The sequence below is a fragment of the Paenibacillus radicibacter genome, from assembly GCF_024721995.1.
In the GTDB taxonomy this organism is placed as follows: Bacteria; Bacillota; Bacilli; order Paenibacillales; family NBRC-103111; genus Paenibacillus_AM; species Paenibacillus_AM radicibacter.
Window position 1 is genome coordinate 935,299 of the sequence record NZ_JANQBC010000001.1, and the last position, 18,068, is coordinate 953,366.

An 18,068-nucleotide genomic window follows, 5' to 3' on the forward strand; every position below is an offset into this window, starting at 1 on the left:
GTAATTATACAACCCACTCTGTCCATTTTTTTCGTAAAACAAATAATAATAACGCACCCACTGCCAGCTTGCCAAATAACAGCATCTGTACAAATTCAAGCGTTCCGCCATGGCCTGTTACCAAATTCATGACTTCAGGGACGAACCAACAAACAGCCCCAACGATGAATAGTACTTTTGCATGCTCTTTGCTTCGGTGATGTGTCAGCCATCCTAACCAAGTAAACAAACCAACTAATCCTACCCAACCTAGCTGTAAATACGCTATATTCACATGATCTAGCTTGGCATTTATAAACCACGCATATACGAAGATAAGTGCCAACCATCCAAACAAATGCAAGATATACTGCTTGCTCGTAAGTCCAATAATTAACCAGATCATCGCACAACATGCAATGAATTCAACGTAATAAGTCGGTTCATTATATGTAGTCTTCGAAATCACATACATCCCCGACACCAGTAAAATTAATGACGCAGCTAAGCATAACATCGTGGACACGAATGGCGAGTTCTTCTTGCGTCCTAAGCCCATCATATAACAGCCTAACACAAAAACACAAGAAATCCCCATTTGAAGTATCAAACTCATACTCGCAAAATGAAATAATGAGAACCCTAACAAGCCAAGTCCAAGCACCGCATACAACCAATAACGCCAATGACTATTCGAAATCACAGCTGCTTTCCCACTTGGCTTCGGATAGGCTTGCCCTGTATGTTCATCGCGATATAGGTTCATTAGAAAATCACAATATTGCTCCGGGAGAAGTTTACTTCTACGCCAATGGGTAATTTCATTCATGATCGTCTTTCGTTTATCTGCATCCATTTGATCACCTTCCCCTAACATTATCGGCGAATTCTCCTCGATTAATTAGTAAAAAAGATCACGCTTCTTCCCTAAGAAAGGAAAAAAACGTGATCTCTGTTTGATCATTTACTATTCTAAGAAATCTTTCAAACGTTTGGAACGGCTTGGATGGCGAAGCTTGCGAAGTGCTTTCGCTTCGATTTGACGAATACGCTCACGCGTAACACCGAACACTTTACCTACTTCTTCAAGGGTACGTGTTCTGCCATCATCTAGACCAAAACGTAAACGAAGTACGTTCTCTTCACGTTCTGTGAGTGTATCTAGCACATCTTCAAGCTGCTCTTTAAGCAATTCGTAAGCCGCTGCATCCGCAGGTGCTAATGCTTCTTGGTCTTCAATAAAGTCGCCTAAGTGTGAATCATCTTCTTCACCAATCGGTGTTTCAAGTGATACGGGTTCTTGAGCGATCTTCATGATCTCACGAACTTTATCTGTGCTAAGTTCCATCTCTTTAGCAATTTCTTCTGGAGTAGGTTCGCGTCCTAGTTCTTGCAATAGTTGTCTGGAAACACGAATCAACTTATTGATCGTCTCCACCATATGAACAGGAATACGAATCGTTCTTGCTTGGTCCGCGATTGCACGAGTAATCGCTTGACGAATCCACCAAGTAGCATATGTCGAGAACTTAAACCCTTTAGTAAAGTCAAACTTCTCAACGGCTTTGATTAGACCCATGTTACCTTCTTGAATCAGATCCAGGAATAGCATCCCACGACCTACATAGCGCTTCGCGATCGATACAACAAGGCGCAAGTTCGCTTCAGCTAGGCGACGCTTCGCTTCCTCATCTCCAAGTTCAATTCGCTTCGCTAAATCCACTTCATCATCAGCAGATAATAGAGGTACACGACCAATTTCTTTCAAATACATACGTACTGGGTCATTAATCTTTATACCCGGGGGCAATGACAGATCATCATCAAAATGGAAATCGTCTGATTCCCGCTCCTCACGTCTGTTTGGCATGTTATCGTTGTCGTCATCGTCATCATCATCTGACTCATTACCGACATCAATACCAAGTTCGGATAGATGTTCATAGAACTCATCGATCTGATCCTGATCTTGCTCAAAGGGAGCGAGTTTCTCCATAATTTGTTTGTAAGTCAGCGAGTGACGTTTTTTTCCAATTTCAATCAGCTGTTCTTTTACTTGCTCCAAAGTTAGATCCGTCTCAAGTTCAGTACGTTGATCGTTGGCCATAAATTTTAACTCCCTCCTCCCTAGAAGGTCACGATCTACTTTCGCAGGTGAAGCTCTTTTTCTAGGGAAATGATTTCTGTAAGAATTTGTGCTGCACGCTGTGGATTTCCTTCCCGTTCAACACGCGTCATTTCTTCTCTTTTACGTATAATGGCTTGTTGCTTCGGATATTTGCGAATTTCGCGAATATAATCGTCAATAACTTGATGACTGACAGCATGCGCATCCCCGATTAATGCAATCGAGACTGCAAGTCGTTTAAGCCCATCATCTTCAAGCATCGTCATATAACGACTCGGGCTAGGCTCCTGGTGTTGCGTATAATAAGCGTATAAATAAGCAGCTAACACTGCGTGAGCTTCAATGTTAAATCCGTCTCCCAAATGTTCCTGTACATACATGCAGATTTCTCCGTCATGCATCATTAGAGCTAGTAATTGCCGTTCGGCGTTATGATAAGCAGGATAGAGGGCATTTCTCTCCTCACTCCTCCCATTATTCATAACATTATTCCACGGATTTTGTTTCTTATCCCCTAACGATTTGTTTTTTTCCTCTTTAAGCCGCGTCTCATTCACCTGATGCTTTAAATCTTCATAGGATACATGAAATTCGGATGACAAATCGCGCAGATAATGTCCACGTTCCAGTGGAGAAGGAAGCTCTGCGATCATTTCCATCGCTTTGTGTAAATAACGTAATCGATCTCGCTCTTCACCTAGCTTGAAATTTTTGCGGATATGCAGCAATTGGAATCGAACCGTAGGGACAGCAGCTTCAATAATTTCCTTCACAAAACGTTCGGAACCGAAACTGCTAATATAGTCATCTGGGTCTTTATTATCTGGTATCATCGCAATCGAAACATCGCAGCCTGCTTTTTCAAGAATAGGTATGTTCTTGTAAGCAGCAGCCTGACCCGCAGAATCCCCATCGTAACATAGGATCACTTGTTTTGCCATGCGAGATATCATATCCGCTTGTTCTGGCGTCAGTGCAGTTCCCATCGTCGCAATTCCGGTAAGAACCTCAGCTTCCCAAGCTTTAATTACATCCATATAACCTTCAAAAAGTACAATTGTCCCCGTCTTGCGTATATGAGGACGAGCTCCATGCAAATGAAAAAGAGAACGACTTTTATTAAAGAGCATCGTCTCCGGAGAGTTTAAATATTTGGGTTGCACATCTCCAAGTGCTCGACCTGCAAATGCAATGACATTACCCAATGCATCATGAATTGGAAACATAATGCGATCCCGAAACCGATCAATATAACCGCCACCTTCGTGACGAGCAGATAGCAAACCGCCTTTCTCCATCAGAGAAAGATCAAATTCATGCTTCTCTAGCTGCTTGGCAAGAGCTTCCCACATCGGAGGTGCATACCCAATACCGAAAGTTTCGATATGCTTATCAGTAAGTCCTCTTGAGCGAAGATATTCAAGTGCCCCTCTACCTTGATCTGTGTTTCGCAAAATATATTGATAAAGCTTCGTGGCAAGCTCATGTGCTTTCATGACAGCAGAACGATCTCTTTGTGCACCCGTTTCTTGCGGAGAACTCGTCTCCCAAGTAATCGGTATTTCTGCATCTTCTGCTAATTGTCGCACGGCTTCCCCGAAGGAATATCCTTCTTTATCCATTATGAATTGAATGGAATTACCGCCTGCTCCACACCCAAAACAGTGATAAATCTGTTTCTCTGGTGTAACTGTAAAAGAAGGCGATTTCTCAGAATGAAAAGGACACAGCCCTTTCATATAATGGCCTTGCTTCGATAAACTTACGTACCTTCCAACGACGTCAACGATATCATGGTGCTTCAATACCGCATCAATTATGGCGTCAGGAATGCGTCCATTGCCCATTCAATTCACCTTCGTTTCAAATGCACGTATTACTATTCGCGCTTGGTTTGCTGTTCTCCTGCAATATTTGCAAAAGTCGTGTCAAACTTTGTAGAAAATTTTTTCGATCCTCATCCGTAAACGGCTTCGGCCCTTTAGAGTGCTTGCCGCTGCGTCGCATTTTCATTTGCGCATGACGCCGATCGAGTAAATAGTCAATATTTTCATTCGTATACTGTTGACCTCGTACAGACATTGCATAAGCCCCTTTGCCAAGGGCCATCGCTGCCAAACCAAAATCTCCTGAGACGAGTATGTCGCCCCGCTTGATATGATTGGCAATATACAAATCTGCGGATTGATCGGAGCGATCCACTTGCACGATCGACACATGATCACCTGCTTCTTTAAGTACATGATCAAAAGAAGCAACAAGTACAACAGGTACGGAATTAGCCTGTCCCGCAGCAATTATTTCATGCTTGACGGGACAAGAATCCGCATCGACGATAACGCGATGTGCAGTAGGCATACTTCAAGTATCCTCAATTCATTCATGAGATGAGATTTGTTTTTGATACGATTCGTATTATTCTTTGAAACTAGACAAAAGTCCTGCCTAAATATCATACGAATTTTAACACATTAAGTTGCACGATTTAGCTGGTAACAGATGGTAAGCAAATTTATTGCCAAACAAGCTTCGAGAAATCAGCAAATTGACGTAAATCAGCAGCGATACCATGAAGCAATGCAAGGCGATTACGACGAACGTTCTCATCTTCTGCCATGACCATGACGCTGTCGAAGAATGTCGTGATTACATCTTTCATATCTGTTAGCACGACAAGCGCTTTCGCTTCTTGTTCATCTGCCAAATAGCCCGTAAATGCTGGACGAGCAGATTGCCAAGCTGCGAATAAATCCTGTTCTGCTTGTTCTTGCAACAAGTCTGCTTGAACAGTAGCAGCTGAATCAGCTTTCGAAGCTAAGTTCCCAACACGGTTGAAAGATTCAACCGTTGTCTTGAATGCTGCTTCTTGAACAGCTGTTCCAAGAACGTCTGCTTTACGTACTGCAGCGCTTAAGTTATCAATACCTGCGCCCATAATCGCATCAATCACGTCATAACGGATACCTTTTTCCGTCAATACATTTTTCACACGAAGACCGAAGAAGTCCTGCATATCGGATTTAATTTCTAGTGCATCACGTTTCACCAAATTCGAATCTTGAAGCACATCAATCGCTGCTCCGAAAATTTGAGTAAGTGATACAGGTAATTTATGATCAAGTGTCATTTGCACGATACCAGCTGCTTGACGGCGAAGTCCGTATGGATCTTGTGATCCAGTCGGAATAATTCCGATTGAGAAGCAGCCAGAGATCGTATCGATCTTATCTGCGATAGACACGAGAGTACCTACGATTGAAGCTGGTGAAGAATCACCTGAGAAGCGTGGCTTGTAGTGTTCATTAATTGCAACAGCTACTTCTTCTTTTTCACCTGCAATACGGGCATAGTCTTCACCCATAATTCCTTGTAATTCAGGGAACTCATACACCATTTGGGATACAAGGTCGAACTTACAAATTTCAGCCGCACGACGAATGTTGCTGCGCACTGATTCATCAACTTGAATTAGAGTTGCAAGGCTATCCGCAATTTTAACAATACGACGTACTTTATCACCGATTGTACCAAGCTCCTCTTGGAAGACAATGTTCTCCAAGCGTTCTAGACGGCTCGCAATCGTCACTTTCTGATCTTCTGCGTAGAAGAATTTCGCATCAGATAGACGAGCACGAAGTACTTTCTCATTACCTTTAGCAACAGTCTCTAAGGAGCGGCTGTCACCATTACGAACTGTTATGAAGTTCGGCTTTAAGTTACCCGCTTCATCCAGTACTGGGAAATAACGCTGATGCTCACGCATCGAAGTAATTAATACTTCTTGCGGAATTTCCAAGAAATCAGGGCTAAATGTACCAACAAGCGGTGTTGGGTACTCAACTAGGTAGACAACTTCTTCAAGAAGATCTTCTTGCATCGGAACAACCCAGCCGTTTTCTTTTGAAATAGCTTGAATACCTTTAATGATAATCTCCCGACGTTCTTCACTGTTAACAAGAACATACTGAGAGCGAAGTGTCTCTACATAGGACGATGCATCTGCAATTTCTACTTCAGTTCCTAAGAAACGGTGACCACGAGTTGTTCTGCCTGCTTCCACACCTGTGATCGCAAAAGGAATCACTTCTGTGCCAAAGAGGGCCACTAACCAGCGAATTGGACGTACGAATTTCAATTCATTCGCACCCCAACGCATGTTTTTCGGGAACGTCATGGACGTAATCATACCTTCAAGCGCTTCACTAAGTGACTGAGCAGTATCTATCCCAAGGGTATTCTTCGTGGCATACACATATTCCACACCTTGTAGCTCTTGAAAATATAAATCTTCCGGCTCCACGCCTTGAGAACGTGCAAACCCTAGAGCAGCCTTGCTCCAGTTGTCGCTATCATCCTTCGCAATTTTGCGGGAAGGGCCTTTCATTTGCTCACTCATGTCGGAACCTTTGTCCGCTACTTCATGAATATGAACAGTCAGACGACGAGGTGTACCATAAACGTTCACATCACCAAATTCAACACGGGATTGCTGCAACCATTTCGTTAATTTATCAGCAAGCTGATTCACTGCATCGGATACGAAACGTGCTGGCACCTCTTCAAGACCAATTTCAATTAATAGATCCTTTGTCATCTTACGCATCCCCTTTCTTCAGCAATGGGAATCCTAGACGTTCCCGCTCTTCCAAGAATGTTGAAGCACAAGCACGTGCCAAGTTACGAACACGCATAATGTAACCTGTACGCTCGGTTACAGAGATCGCACCACGAGCATCAAGCAAGTTAAACGTATGGGAACATTTCAGTACATAATCATAGGCAGGGAATACTAAGTTTTGTTCTAATGCGCGCTTTGCTTCTGCTTCATAAGTTGTAAATAAGCCGAAGAGCATTTTCGCATCAGACACTTCGAAAGTGTATTTGGAGTGCTCATATTCAGGTTGGAAGAATACGTCACCGTATTTCACGCCTTCCACCCATTCCAAATCATATACGTTCTCTTTATCTTGAATATATGAAGCTAGTCGCTCCAAACCATACGTAATTTCTACAGATACTGGGCTCGCATCAATACCACCCACTTGTTGGAAGTATGTGAATTGTGTTACTTCCATGCCGTCAAGCCATACTTCCCAGCCCAATCCCCAAGCACCTAGTGTTGGTGATTCCCAGTTGTCTTCAACGAAGCGAATATCATGATCCAGCGGTTCTACACCAAGTCTACGCAAGCTCTCCAAGTATAGTTCTTGGATGTTGTCTGGTGATGGCTTCATGATGACTTGGAATTGATGATGCTGGTAGAGACGGTTCGGGTTTTCCCCGTAACGACCATCTGTCGGACGACGAGAAGGCTCGATGTAAGCAACGTTCCACGGCTCTGGACCGATTGAACGCAGGAATGTCATTGGGTTGAATGTACCTGCGCCTTTCTCATTGTCGTACGGTTGCATGATGATACAATTCTGTTCTGCCCAGAACTGCTGCAACGTAAGGATCATGGATTGAAAATTCATAGCACTTGCCCCTTCCAAAATTGTGAGTATGATCGATATGGCGTCTACACCACTGCGAAGAAAAAGCACTTCGGTCTCCGTGAAAACCATGAAATTTGATTAGAATTTATGGTGATTTCACTTATTTCAAAGTCGAACGCTTCGCTCCTACAGTGCTTTTTCTTCTCCGCTTGATGTATCGCAATGACGACCACCTAAACATTTTTCAGACATATAAACGCAAAAAAATCTCGCGCCTACGTCTGGTACACAGACATAGGGACGAGATACGTATGTACCCGCGGTTCCACCCTATTTGACCTTGGCAATCGGATGCCTTGGCCCACCTTCATCAAAACGCACTCGGGAAACGCCCTTCATCGATTCGTTAGACCGGACTTCCACTATCTCCGGCTCGCTAGACTTCGGTTATCGACTACTCTTTATCCTTCATTGCACGCTATATAAGTATTAGTAATACAAAATAATAGCAAACTGAAATGCCATTGTCAACGAAACGTATCACGAAGTTACGTATATTATAATTCGTACTTTTCCAGTTGCTCGATGAACGATCTCGCCTTCCACTGAATACCAACATGAGTATCCATATATGCTCGCATGCATGCTTTCAACTGTGCAATGGTTTGTTCCTTCAGCCCAATATTACCGAGCCTGCGCATATCCATATCACGGAATAATCGGAGCAGTTTCCAAGTTCCCTCAGTAATGGGTATAGCCCTCGTGTCTTTATTGCGACATCTTGCACACAGCACACCACCGAGTGTTGCACTAAAGAACATATTCGGCGCTACCTCACCACAACTCACGCAAGCATCAAGCTCAGGTGAATAACCAGTCAGCATTAACATTTTCATTTCAAAAAGATGGCTTACAACCACCATCTCTTTGCCTTCATCCAGTGCTTGCAGCCCTGCCTTTAACTGCTCGAACAAGTAACCGCTTGCATCTTCAGCCGACGTCATTCGATCTACAAGCTCTGTCATATACGATGCATAAGCAGATAGATACAGATCTTCTCTCAGCTTTCGATACGAGTTAATAATCTCACCATGATTGAGTGTACCCATTTCACCTTGCTTGTAAAAGACAAAATCACCATAAATAAAAAGCTGCGTCACCGCACCGAGGCGACTTTTCACTTTCTTCGCCCCGCGTGCCATGACGCTAACCTTACCCATTTCTTTCGTATATAAAGTAATAATCTTATTGCCTTCTCCGTAATCAATTCCCCGCAGAATGATACCTTCAACCCGATGAATCATACTTGCTCTTCCCCCATGCCGCTTTAGCTCTTCGCAAGAGTATAAGCTAACTTAAATGTTCACTTATCATATCTTCATTCACACTGACCTCTTCAACATCTTGATCCAGATTATCCGATATGCCATTACTAATTTCCTTGTAGAGCAAATACGCATCCACATCTCCAGTTGCACAGAACATGTTCCATGAAAAATCTCTCATGACGCTCATCCTCTCCGTTCAACATCGGTTGGTGAAGCAGTTGATACGTATAGGATGTTGCGAAGAGCCTTAGCCTATGCGTTGCAATAAATGGCAGGAATAAACAAGTAATTACTCGTCACGGAATCCGAGATCCTTGAGTACGCGCTCTTGATTACGCCAATCTTTCTTCACTTTCACCCATAGCTCCAAGTATACCTTGGAGCCGAGCAGCACTTCAATGTCCTTGCGTGCTTCTTGACCTACTTGTTTTAACAATGCACCACGCTTGCCGATAATAATTCCTTTTTGCGAATCACGCTCTACAAAGATCACAGCATGAATGCGAACCATTCCACTAGGTTCTACCTTCATATCTTCAATCCCTACAGCAATAGAATGTGGTATTTCTTCCCGCGTCTTATGCAGAATTTTTTCACGAATAAGCTCTGCACAGACGAACTGCTCTGGATGATCCGTTACTTGGTCAGCTGGATAGTATTGCGGACCTTCTGGCAAATATTTGATAATTTGATCCAGCATTGTCGTTACGTTATTTCCTTTAAGTGCGGATACCGGAATAATTTCGGCAAAAGGATACATGTCCTTATACTTCGTAATAATCGGCAAAAGCTCTTCAGGCTGTACCATGTCAATTTTGTTAAGTAGAAGCAAGACTGGCGTCTTCACATTCTTCAATTGCTCAATAATGTAACGATCACCGCCGCCATAACCTTCTACAACATCGACGAGGAACAATACCGCATCTACTTCGTTTAATGTGCTGTGCGCTGTCTTCATCATGTAATCGCCAAGCTTGGAAGTCGGCTTATGGATACCAGGTGTATCGAGGAATACGATTTGTGATTCGTCTGTTGTATATACGCCATGAATTTTATTCCGCGTTGTCTGTGGCTTATCAGACATGATTGCAATCTTCTGTCCAATTGCTTGGTTCATTAACGTTGATTTCCCAACATTCGGGCGTCCAATAATGGATACAAACCCGGACTTGAATTTTTGTTTCTGACTCATGAATGTCCCCCAGCTGATCTTAATTTATGGAACTTATTTATTTCAAATCTTGCGGTCCAAAAGCACCTGGCAACAGCTCACTTACAGTCATCTTGAGCACGTCACCCTTTAAGTTAGTCATATATACCGGCATATCCGGATCGCACAATTCAACTAGTACTTGGCGGCATACGCCACATGGTGAGATTGGACCATCTGTATCTCCAATTACAGCAATAGCTTCGAACGACCTTGGTGCATAACCATCCGCAATTGCGCGGTGAAGTGCAGTACGCTCCGCACAGTTTGTTGGACTGTAAGCTGCATTCTCCACGTTACAACCCATGTGTACAACTCCATCTTTTCCAAGCAAAGCTGCCCCTACTTGAAACCCCGAATAAGGTGTATATGCTTTCGTTCTAGCCTGAGCGGCTAGCTCCATTAATTGTTTAACTTCCATCATTCATTACCCCTTTACTTGATCTATCGTGATCCTGTTTTATGTATAGTATACCGCTACGAGTAGCGTAACTACACAACCAACAATTACGCCTAGAAAGGCAGATCGAAGTGTACGTCTATTCCATATCACAATAGTTGATATCAGAATAGCAAGTACATATCCCATTCCAACAAGCACACCACTTGAGGTGATAAACCCGGTCATTGTCGCACCTGCAAATAGCAATGCCACAAACGCATGGATCGTAACCGGCTTATTTAAAGTGCCCCAAATTAAGTGTGGAAGTCCAGTAATGAGGATAATCAGTATAAATGTAAAAGCAACCGTTTGTACAGTCAGCTTCTTATCCACATATGGAAGCTCACCCTGCAAAAGCAGTATCGCAGGTTCCCAAAAAACGATTACACCTACTAGTATAGCAAATACACCGCAAATGAGCACTGCACCCGCTGCACAATCCTTCGCTATCTTCGCAATTGGATGGATTTGATCCGTTGTAAGATCAACTGCTTCCTCAACTGCTGTGTTCATCACTTCTGCCGCAAAAATAAGAAAAATAGATAAGAGGACAAATAGCGCAGATAAAAGAGGCAGCCGCACAAGGAGTGCAGCCGCCATCACAATAATCGCCGCACACCAATGAAATTTCATCATGCGCTGCGTTTGAAGCGTATAAATAATGCCTTCATAAGCATATACAAAGCTTTTATGAAAAGCAGGTCGATTTATCAACGAGTAAGCCCCGCTTTCGCTAAAACGGTCTCTTGCTTACCGAACATCTCTTTCTCCGCTTCTTCATTCTCATGATCATACCCGATCAAATGAAAGAAGCCGTGTACGAACAAGAAGCCAATTTCACGTTCAACTGAATGTCCGTATTCTTCTGCTTGCGCCAGAGCCGTTGGAATCGAGATGATAATATCGCCTAGAGCCAGCAAATCGGAGCCGTCATCGTCTGCATCATCGCTGTCACCGTCTTCTTCATCTTCAGCGTCAATCTCAACTTCTTCTTCCTCATAATCGCCATCATAATTGATCTCAAGTTCACCATCGAACATCTCTTGCATCGCAAAAGACAGAACATCCGTCGGTTTATCAAGACCGCGATATTGCTTGTTTAGCTCCTGAATCGTCTCATCATCAACGAAAGAAAGTGATACTTCACCTTCGCTTATTCCTTCTTGTTCAGCTGCCATCTCTAGCAACTCTTTAAGTTGTCCAATCATAGCCGCAGAAATATCTAATCCTTCTTGTTCATTTACCCAATCTAATCTTAATTTAGCCATTTACTTTCCCTCCGCTTTGGGGTCACTTGGATATTCGATTCTTGAATGGAAAATGCCGAGTAGCGTTTCATTCAGTGTCTTCGCAATCGTATCCAATTCTTTGAGTGTTAGATCACATTCGTTAAATTGCCCATCATCCAGACGGGACTTCATAATTTTGCGTACCATCGAATCAATTTGCTCCATCGTCGGGTTACGCATCGAGCGAACCGCCGCTTCTACACAATCCGCAATACCAACAACAGCTGCTTCCTTAGACTGCGCTTTAGGCCCAGGGTAACGGAAATCTTCCTCCAATACCTCTTCGCCCTCTGCCGCTTGCTGCTTCGCCTTATGGTAGAAATATTGCAAGAGGGTTGTCCCATGATGCTGCTCTGCAATATCACGAATCGCCTTCGGCATCTTGTATTCTTTAAGCATCTCAACGCCATCGCGCGGATGTGCGGTAATGATTGAAGTGCTCAGCTCTGGATCAATACGATCATGCGGGTTCTCGATACTCGTCTGATTCTCGATAAAATAGCTTGGACGCTTTGTTTTACCAATATCATGATAATAAGAGCCTACACGACATAACAATCCATCTGCGCCAATTGATTCAGCAGCCGCTTCTGCTAGGTTGCCCACCATAATCGAATGATGATACGTACCTGGCGTTTCCGTCAACAACTTACGAAGTAACGGATGATTCGGGTTCGACAGCTCTACCATCTTAAGCGGTGACAAGATACCAAACGCCGTCTCGAAGAATGGAAGTAAACCAATCACAAGAACCGATGTTAGTAATCCGCCTCCAACGCCATAACCGAGCGAAAGCAAGGACTCATTGCGATTCAGTCCTCCATCTAGCATTAATAAACAACCAATAGCTACAACCCCTGCAAGGGAGATCACAAGACCTGCCTTCAAGATCGAAGAGCGCTGACTTGCACGTTGAATCGAGAATACCGATACAAAGCTGACCACAAGGGTCACAAACCCATATCGATAATCAAACGGCTGCAGGTGATCCATATTAAAAATAATCGAAGCCAATATCGATAATAAGATAGCTGCAATGTACGCAATCGGCGCTTCAAGTAGAATTGCGATGAGCATGGCTCCAACAGCAGTTGGTGCTAAATAAGCTAGATTCTGATACTCCAAGTTTTGCGCGATCGCAAATATTTTCATAATGATAATACTAATTGCTATGATGACGAACAACATGAGCAGCTGCGCATTATTATGTCGAATTGGTTGCCGGCTCTGTCTAACCAACATAAAGATCAGGAAGCAGAACAGAAGTACCAGAATGAATAAACCAGCGTGCGGCCAATAGTTCGCTTTGTCTTTCAATAATCCGAATTCTTTGAGCTGCTCGTACAAGTCATCCGTAATGAGTTCACCTGAAGTTACAAGCAGATCACCTTTATTAATTAAAACGGGCTTAACTGTTTCTTTCACTTTCGCTTTCGCTTCGTCTGTGCCCTTATCATCATAGAAACGATTCGGGGTAATAACAGAGCGACAAATTTCCGTTACAAGCTCACGCGCTGTATTCTTCGACAAATTCGATGTATTCACAAGCTCTACGACCTTAGAGCGCGTTACTTGTGCATCTGTAATCTGATCCGACATTAGCTTGTATACAATTTCCCTTGCAACCGGCAGCATTTCTGCTACTTCTTCTTTCGTTAGTCGAGGAAATTTGTAGAAACGCTCATCCGAGATTCGATAGGTTTGATCGTCTATTTTTTGCCGAATTTCCTTAATGAGTTCAGGGCCATACAGACCACTTGCCACAAAGCCCTTAATCATCTGCTCTTCTGCCTCTTGAATGATTGACGGAATCACAGTCCGATACATATTTACTTTTTCTTCGTATTTCGCTTCGGTATCACTGTTTATTGAATTAATTTTGAAAAAGATTGCGTCGACTATGTCTTCATTTTTAAAATTAACCGTCTTGTAAACAGGCATTACCTTTTTTGCTGCATCTTCTTTCGCTTGATCCGTTGCCTCTTTATTTTCCAACTGCTTAGGTGCATAAATCGTCTTGTCGCTACGCTGACCTTTCACAATGTTGTACGTCTGCGGAACGAGCGGGTTGATCAGGGAAAAATAAAACATGATGCCAAGAACGACAAACATTGTAAATCGTACCCATTTGCTGTATCTCCAGCCTTGAAGACGACCATCTTGATTGTCTGACGCATGTACGGGTGTTGGGGTCAATGGAATCATTCCTTATCTTCGTTATACGCTACGATAATTTTCTGAACGAGTGAGTGACGGACGACATCTCCTTCTGAAAAATACATAAAACCGATATCTTCGATTCGATTCAAAATACGTTCCGCTTCCTTTAAGCCAGACGATTTCCCTCTAGGCAAATCAATCTGCGTAACATCCCCTGTAATAACCATCTTAGAATTAAATCCAAGGCGTGTGAGGAACATTTTCATCTGCTCAGGTGTCGTATTCTGGGCTTCATCCAAGATAATAAATGAATCATCGAGTGTACGACCTCTCATATAGGCTAGAGGCGCGATTTCGATCATTCCGCGTTCTAACATCTTCGCAACGGGTTCCGTCCCTAGAACGTCATACAGCGCGTCATAGAGTGGACGTAAGTACGGATCTACCTTCTCTTGCAAATCGCCTGGTAAGAATCCTAGACTTTCTCCAGCTTCAACAGCTGGACGTGTAAGTACAATACGCTTCACATGTCCTTCTTTTAGTGCTAGAACCGCTAGCACAACAGCAAGATAGGTTTTACCCGTACCAGCTGGCCCGATTCCAAATACGATGTCCAGCTTCTTGATCAGGTTAACATACTTGCGCTGACCAATCGTCTTAACACGAATCGGCTTACCTTTACTTGTATTCGTAATCACTGCTTTAAATAAATCGAGAAGTTGATCCGCACGCATTTCTCTTGCAAGCTCCCATGCGTACTGAATATCTCTCTGTGTCACTACGTAATTTGCACGAATAAGTTCCAATAGCACATTAAACATCTGCTCAAGTGAAGCAGTTTCGGCAGCTGATCCTTGAATCGCTATTTCAGCGTCTCTTGTAAGGATTTGAGCTTCGGTCTGTTCTTCAATCCATTTAAGGAAGGTATCCTGAGGACCTAATAAAGCAAGTGCTTCTGACGGGTTACGAAGTGTAATTTTTGCATGTGAACTGTAATCTGCCAATAGATTCATTCTCCTTGTGTAACAATAGGTTGTTCCTGCGCAATATTTTCTTCTACTTCAAAATGAACTTCCATATAAACTTTACCACTCTCTGTTTTCTCATGCAAAATTTTTTGGGAAATTATGCGTGAATCTGCACCAGTCTGGGAAAGTAATTCTTGGCGTGCTTGGGCTATTGCCATCTCTCTAGCTTGATCTACATCAATGGATTGTTCAATTACACGCATATCCATGAGCTTCTCCGACATCCAGCCAATCGGCAGCGAAAAGTTACGCCATTGCAGCGTACTGCGCTTCACATTTGTTTCATATTGGTTAAATGGTGGATCGCCAAAACCCGAAAGTTTAAGCGCACGAGAGCCAATCACCAAATAATTGCGACTCTTGCTTTCACCCGTTAACACTTTGTACTGACGTGTGAGTGGTGACTCAATATTCGACGTGTACCATACAATCCCTCTAACTTTACCTTCAGCTACGACAATCTGGCTATGATTCTCATCCCCAATATAGCCCGATATTAACACATCCCCTTGTCTCACATACATCTGTGGTTTGACAAGCGGCTTACCCTTGGTCGTTAGTATCTCCGTAACGAGTGCATTCTTCGATGCCACAAGATTACGTGGCGATCGAAGCGGCTTCTTCTCCGGAATACGTGCTTCTACGACTTGAATATGTAAATGAGTGCCTTTCATCTCAATACCTACCCATGACGTTTCTGGAAGGCTTGCTTGCAACTGCTTGGCTAGTTCAGCGGTATCCTTGAGCCTAAATTTCCATTGAAACCGATATACCCCTTGTTTTGCAGCAGCTTCCAATATGGTCGTATCCGATATTTTATCATTACCTGTGATCGATACTTGCCACACGAGTGAGGTCAGCATGTAAAGAGCGATTACAAAAGCAGCAATTCCACCTAAGAACACTTTTCGCCTACTCATTTTCTCAAGGACAAATGGCGCACCTCGGCGTGCAGTCACATGCACTCTACAGCCTGTCCGACGTAAAATCGGGCGTAATTTAAAAAAGTCACTTACGTTTATCTCCAATTGAATCTTATTAGCACCTTGATAACGAATATCCCAAACATGCAAGGAACGCGATAATACCGCATTTAGAAAACCATCTGTGTCTTTACCCTTTATTTCTACACAAACAGAACCACGCAACCAAGTGATTATCGGCGACTGCATGTCCAATCCCCCCGCTCCATTATTATCAAGGAATATACCTCACACTATCGATTATGCCTTCAATAAACACTTCTTCTGTTAAAATCGCTCGAATGACAAGCTTCTTGCCTGTCACTTCCACCTGTCCTTTACTGAGCTGCAATTTAAGAAGTTCATCGGAGAAGTGGAGCACCCCTTGATGATTTTCCAAATACAATTGAACGTTGCCAATCAGCGTAATACGCGGCAAGTCCTGAACAACATCTTGTGGTAAATCCAACATTTTTGCAGCTAATTGATTCAATTTACGTGTTATACGGCCCATGCTCCCATCCTCCCCCTATCTACAGCATCATGCAGACATAGGCATAGCTTTTAACATCCTTATGCGACAGCCATGAATTTTATGAAGATTCCAATTCAGGATTGTAATTTCACACGGTTTGGAATATAGTTAAATATTAAGAATATTCAGGAGGTGGAAGTATGAAACGGAAGTTAATGCGGAGCACTTCGATTATTTCCATTTCATATTTTCCCATTGATGACACTAAGGCTATTTAAGCTTTAGTGTTTTTTTATGCTGATGGAGGTGGGGAACATGTACAAAAGAGTTCTGATTAAGCTCAGCGGCGGTGCTGTTGCCGGCAGTAATGACTTTGGATTTGATCCGATGCAGCTGGAGCACATTGCAAGTGAAGTATTGTCGGTGGTAACGATGGGGATTGAAGTATCCATTGTGATCGGCGGGGGCAATATTTTTCGAGGGAATATGGGTGAGACTTGGGGCATTGAACGTGCAGAAGCAGATAACATCGGCACACTCGCAACCGTCATTAACAGCCTAATGTTAAGAGGTGTACTCAAAGCTAGAACGAATGCCGAAGTTCGGGTCATGACTGCTATCCCGGTCAGCTCTGTCGCAGAGCCTTACATCCGTTTAAAGGCCATTCATCATTTGGAAAAAGGATACATCGTCATTTTCGCAGGCGGAAATGGTCAACCCTACGTCACGACCGATTATCCATCCGTTCAACGTGCCATTGAAGTCGAGTGTGACGCCATTCTCGTTGCGAAGCAAGGTGTAGACGGTGTCTACAATAAAGATCCAAAGTATCATGTCGACGCCAAAAAATATGACTCCTTGCACTATAATGATGTGCTGCTCCATGACCTGAAGGTGATGGACCAATCTGCCTTTATTCTGGCAAGAGACTACAAAATGCCGATTCATGTATTCGATTTCGACAAACCAGGCTCCATGAAACAAATCTTAACCGGTCATCATATTGGGACGCTCATCAGTGCAGAGTCCAAGATGCAATACAGTGAAGAAACAGTTAGTAGTTAAACCGTTACATGTAAATGGCTAGAGCAGACATTATATGTCTTCCCTAGCCATTGTTGTTTGTATTAACGGATATTCGGTTTCTTCGAACGCGGCGGTCCTAATATTTCAGACCAAATAATGGCTTGCGTCATGTCTTTACGTGACAATACCGATCCCGTATTCTTCTTCTCACCAGCTAACTTAGCAGGCTTTGCTACCCGCATAGGTGCGGCTGGCTTTAATAGCTCATACGAATCGAGTGGACCTTCCACATGACCGCGCGTGACCATGCGAGTCCGAATCACGGTATCGCTGTCCATTGCAGCTGTTGCAGGGGCAAATTGCCCTCTCTTGTCGATCTGTAATTCATCATCGTCCTCGTGCTCATTAACCTCAGGATAGAGATCTCGCTCCTTGCGAGGTAAACCTGATCCGCCTCCGAACGAAGGCATCTCTTTCACAGGCTTGCTCTTCTCGCCAGTTTCTTGAGATTTCGATAGTTTACCCCAGAGCGAAGATACTGCACTAATAATGATGAGCACAAAAATCCAATTACTAAAAATAAAATCTAGGATTTTCTCCATATGA

18 protein-coding genes are annotated in these 18,068 nt (G+C 43.3%); 1 reads left to right on the plus strand and 17 read right to left on the minus strand.

What is annotated here, in order from left to right:
- Positions 1 to 4: 4 nt before the first annotated feature.
- The 16 genes from NV379_RS04780 to yqfC form a co-directional block, all read right to left on the minus strand.
- Complete coding sequence (locus tag NV379_RS04780) at positions 5 to 856, minus strand: hypothetical protein (protein ID WP_258206111.1); 852 nt, start codon at positions 854 to 856, stop codon at positions 5 to 7.
- A gap of 90 nt (positions 857 to 946) precedes the next feature.
- Complete coding sequence (gene rpoD / locus NV379_RS04785; RefSeq protein ID WP_258206112.1) at positions 947 to 2,086, minus strand: RNA polymerase sigma factor RpoD; 1,140 nt, start codon at positions 2,084 to 2,086, stop codon at positions 947 to 949.
- Between the two features lie 35 nt (positions 2,087 to 2,121).
- The gene (gene dnaG / locus NV379_RS04790; protein WP_258206113.1) at positions 2,122 to 3,954 is read right to left on the minus strand and encodes a DNA primase; all 1,833 of its coding nucleotides are present in this window, start codon (positions 3,952 to 3,954) and stop codon (positions 2,122 to 2,124) included.
- A 16-nt stretch (positions 3,955 to 3,970) separates the two neighbouring features.
- Complete coding sequence (locus tag NV379_RS04795) at positions 3,971 to 4,465, minus strand: YaiI/YqxD family protein (RefSeq protein ID WP_258206114.1); 495 nt, start codon at positions 4,463 to 4,465, stop codon at positions 3,971 to 3,973.
- Positions 4,466 to 4,619: 154 nt separating this feature from the next.
- Positions 4,620 to 6,701 (minus strand): glycine--tRNA ligase subunit beta, encoded by a 2,082-nt coding sequence (glyS, locus tag NV379_RS04800; protein ID WP_258206115.1) that lies wholly within the window; start codon positions 6,699 to 6,701, stop codon positions 4,620 to 4,622.
- A gap of 1 nt (position 6,702) precedes the next feature.
- Positions 6,703 to 7,581 carry a glycine--tRNA ligase subunit alpha gene (glyQ, locus tag NV379_RS04805; RefSeq protein ID WP_258206218.1) on the minus strand — a complete coding sequence of 293 codons (879 nt, stop codon included), beginning with the start codon at positions 7,579 to 7,581 and terminating at the stop codon, positions 6,703 to 6,705.
- A gap of 518 nt (positions 7,582 to 8,099) precedes the next feature.
- The gene (gene recO, locus NV379_RS04810; RefSeq protein WP_258206116.1) at positions 8,100 to 8,846 is read right to left on the minus strand and encodes a DNA repair protein RecO; all 747 of its coding nucleotides are present in this window, start codon (positions 8,844 to 8,846) and stop codon (positions 8,100 to 8,102) included.
- A 46-nt stretch (positions 8,847 to 8,892) separates the two neighbouring features.
- Entirely contained in the window at positions 8,893 to 9,048 is a 156-nt protein-coding gene (locus NV379_RS04815; RefSeq protein WP_258206117.1) for a YqzL family protein, read from the minus strand.
- Positions 9,049 to 9,159: 111 nt separating this feature from the next.
- Positions 9,160 to 10,062, minus strand: a complete 903-nt coding sequence (gene era / locus NV379_RS04820; protein WP_258206118.1) for a GTPase Era — start codon at positions 10,060 to 10,062, stop codon at positions 9,160 to 9,162.
- A gap of 37 nt (positions 10,063 to 10,099) precedes the next feature.
- The gene (gene cdd, locus NV379_RS04825) at positions 10,100 to 10,501 is read right to left on the minus strand and encodes a cytidine deaminase (RefSeq protein ID WP_258206119.1); all 402 of its coding nucleotides are present in this window, start codon (positions 10,499 to 10,501) and stop codon (positions 10,100 to 10,102) included.
- Positions 10,502 to 10,540: 39 nt separating this feature from the next.
- The gene (locus tag NV379_RS04830) at positions 10,541 to 11,236 is read right to left on the minus strand and encodes a diacylglycerol kinase family protein (RefSeq protein ID WP_258206120.1); all 696 of its coding nucleotides are present in this window, start codon (positions 11,234 to 11,236) and stop codon (positions 10,541 to 10,543) included.
- On the minus strand, positions 11,233 to 11,790 hold the full coding sequence (gene ybeY / locus NV379_RS04835; protein ID WP_258206121.1) for an rRNA maturation RNase YbeY: 558 nt from the start codon (positions 11,788 to 11,790) through the stop codon (positions 11,233 to 11,235). The genes NV379_RS04830 and ybeY overlap by 4 nt, the downstream gene beginning before the upstream one ends.
- On the minus strand, positions 11,791 to 14,016 hold the full coding sequence (locus NV379_RS04840) for an HD family phosphohydrolase (RefSeq protein ID WP_258206122.1): 2,226 nt from the start codon (positions 14,014 to 14,016) through the stop codon (positions 11,791 to 11,793). It abuts the gene before it with no gap.
- The gene (locus NV379_RS04845; protein WP_373426073.1) at positions 14,013 to 14,984 is read right to left on the minus strand and encodes a PhoH family protein; all 972 of its coding nucleotides are present in this window, start codon (positions 14,982 to 14,984) and stop codon (positions 14,013 to 14,015) included. The genes NV379_RS04840 and NV379_RS04845 overlap by 4 nt, the downstream gene beginning before the upstream one ends.
- Complete coding sequence (gene yqfD, locus NV379_RS04850) at positions 14,981 to 16,171, minus strand: sporulation protein YqfD (RefSeq protein WP_258206124.1); 1,191 nt, start codon at positions 16,169 to 16,171, stop codon at positions 14,981 to 14,983. The genes NV379_RS04845 and yqfD overlap by 4 nt, the downstream gene beginning before the upstream one ends.
- 25 nt (positions 16,172 to 16,196) lie before the next feature.
- A complete protein-coding gene (gene yqfC / locus NV379_RS04855) occupies positions 16,197 to 16,475 on the minus strand; it encodes a sporulation protein YqfC (RefSeq protein ID WP_258206125.1) in 279 nt (92 codons plus the stop codon).
- Positions 16,476 to 16,751: 276 nt separating this feature from the next.
- On the opposite strand from yqfC, the gene pyrH reads away from it, so the two are divergent.
- The gene (gene pyrH, locus NV379_RS04860) at positions 16,752 to 17,501 is read left to right on the plus strand and encodes a UMP kinase (RefSeq protein ID WP_258206126.1); all 750 of its coding nucleotides are present in this window, start codon (positions 16,752 to 16,754) and stop codon (positions 17,499 to 17,501) included.
- Between the two features lie 62 nt (positions 17,502 to 17,563).
- Here pyrH and NV379_RS04865 read toward each other — a convergent pair whose 3' ends face one another.
- Positions 17,564 to 18,064, minus strand: a complete 501-nt coding sequence (locus tag NV379_RS04865) for a YqfB family membrane protein (protein ID WP_258206127.1) — start codon at positions 18,062 to 18,064, stop codon at positions 17,564 to 17,566.
- Positions 18,065 to 18,068: the final 4 nt, after the last annotated feature.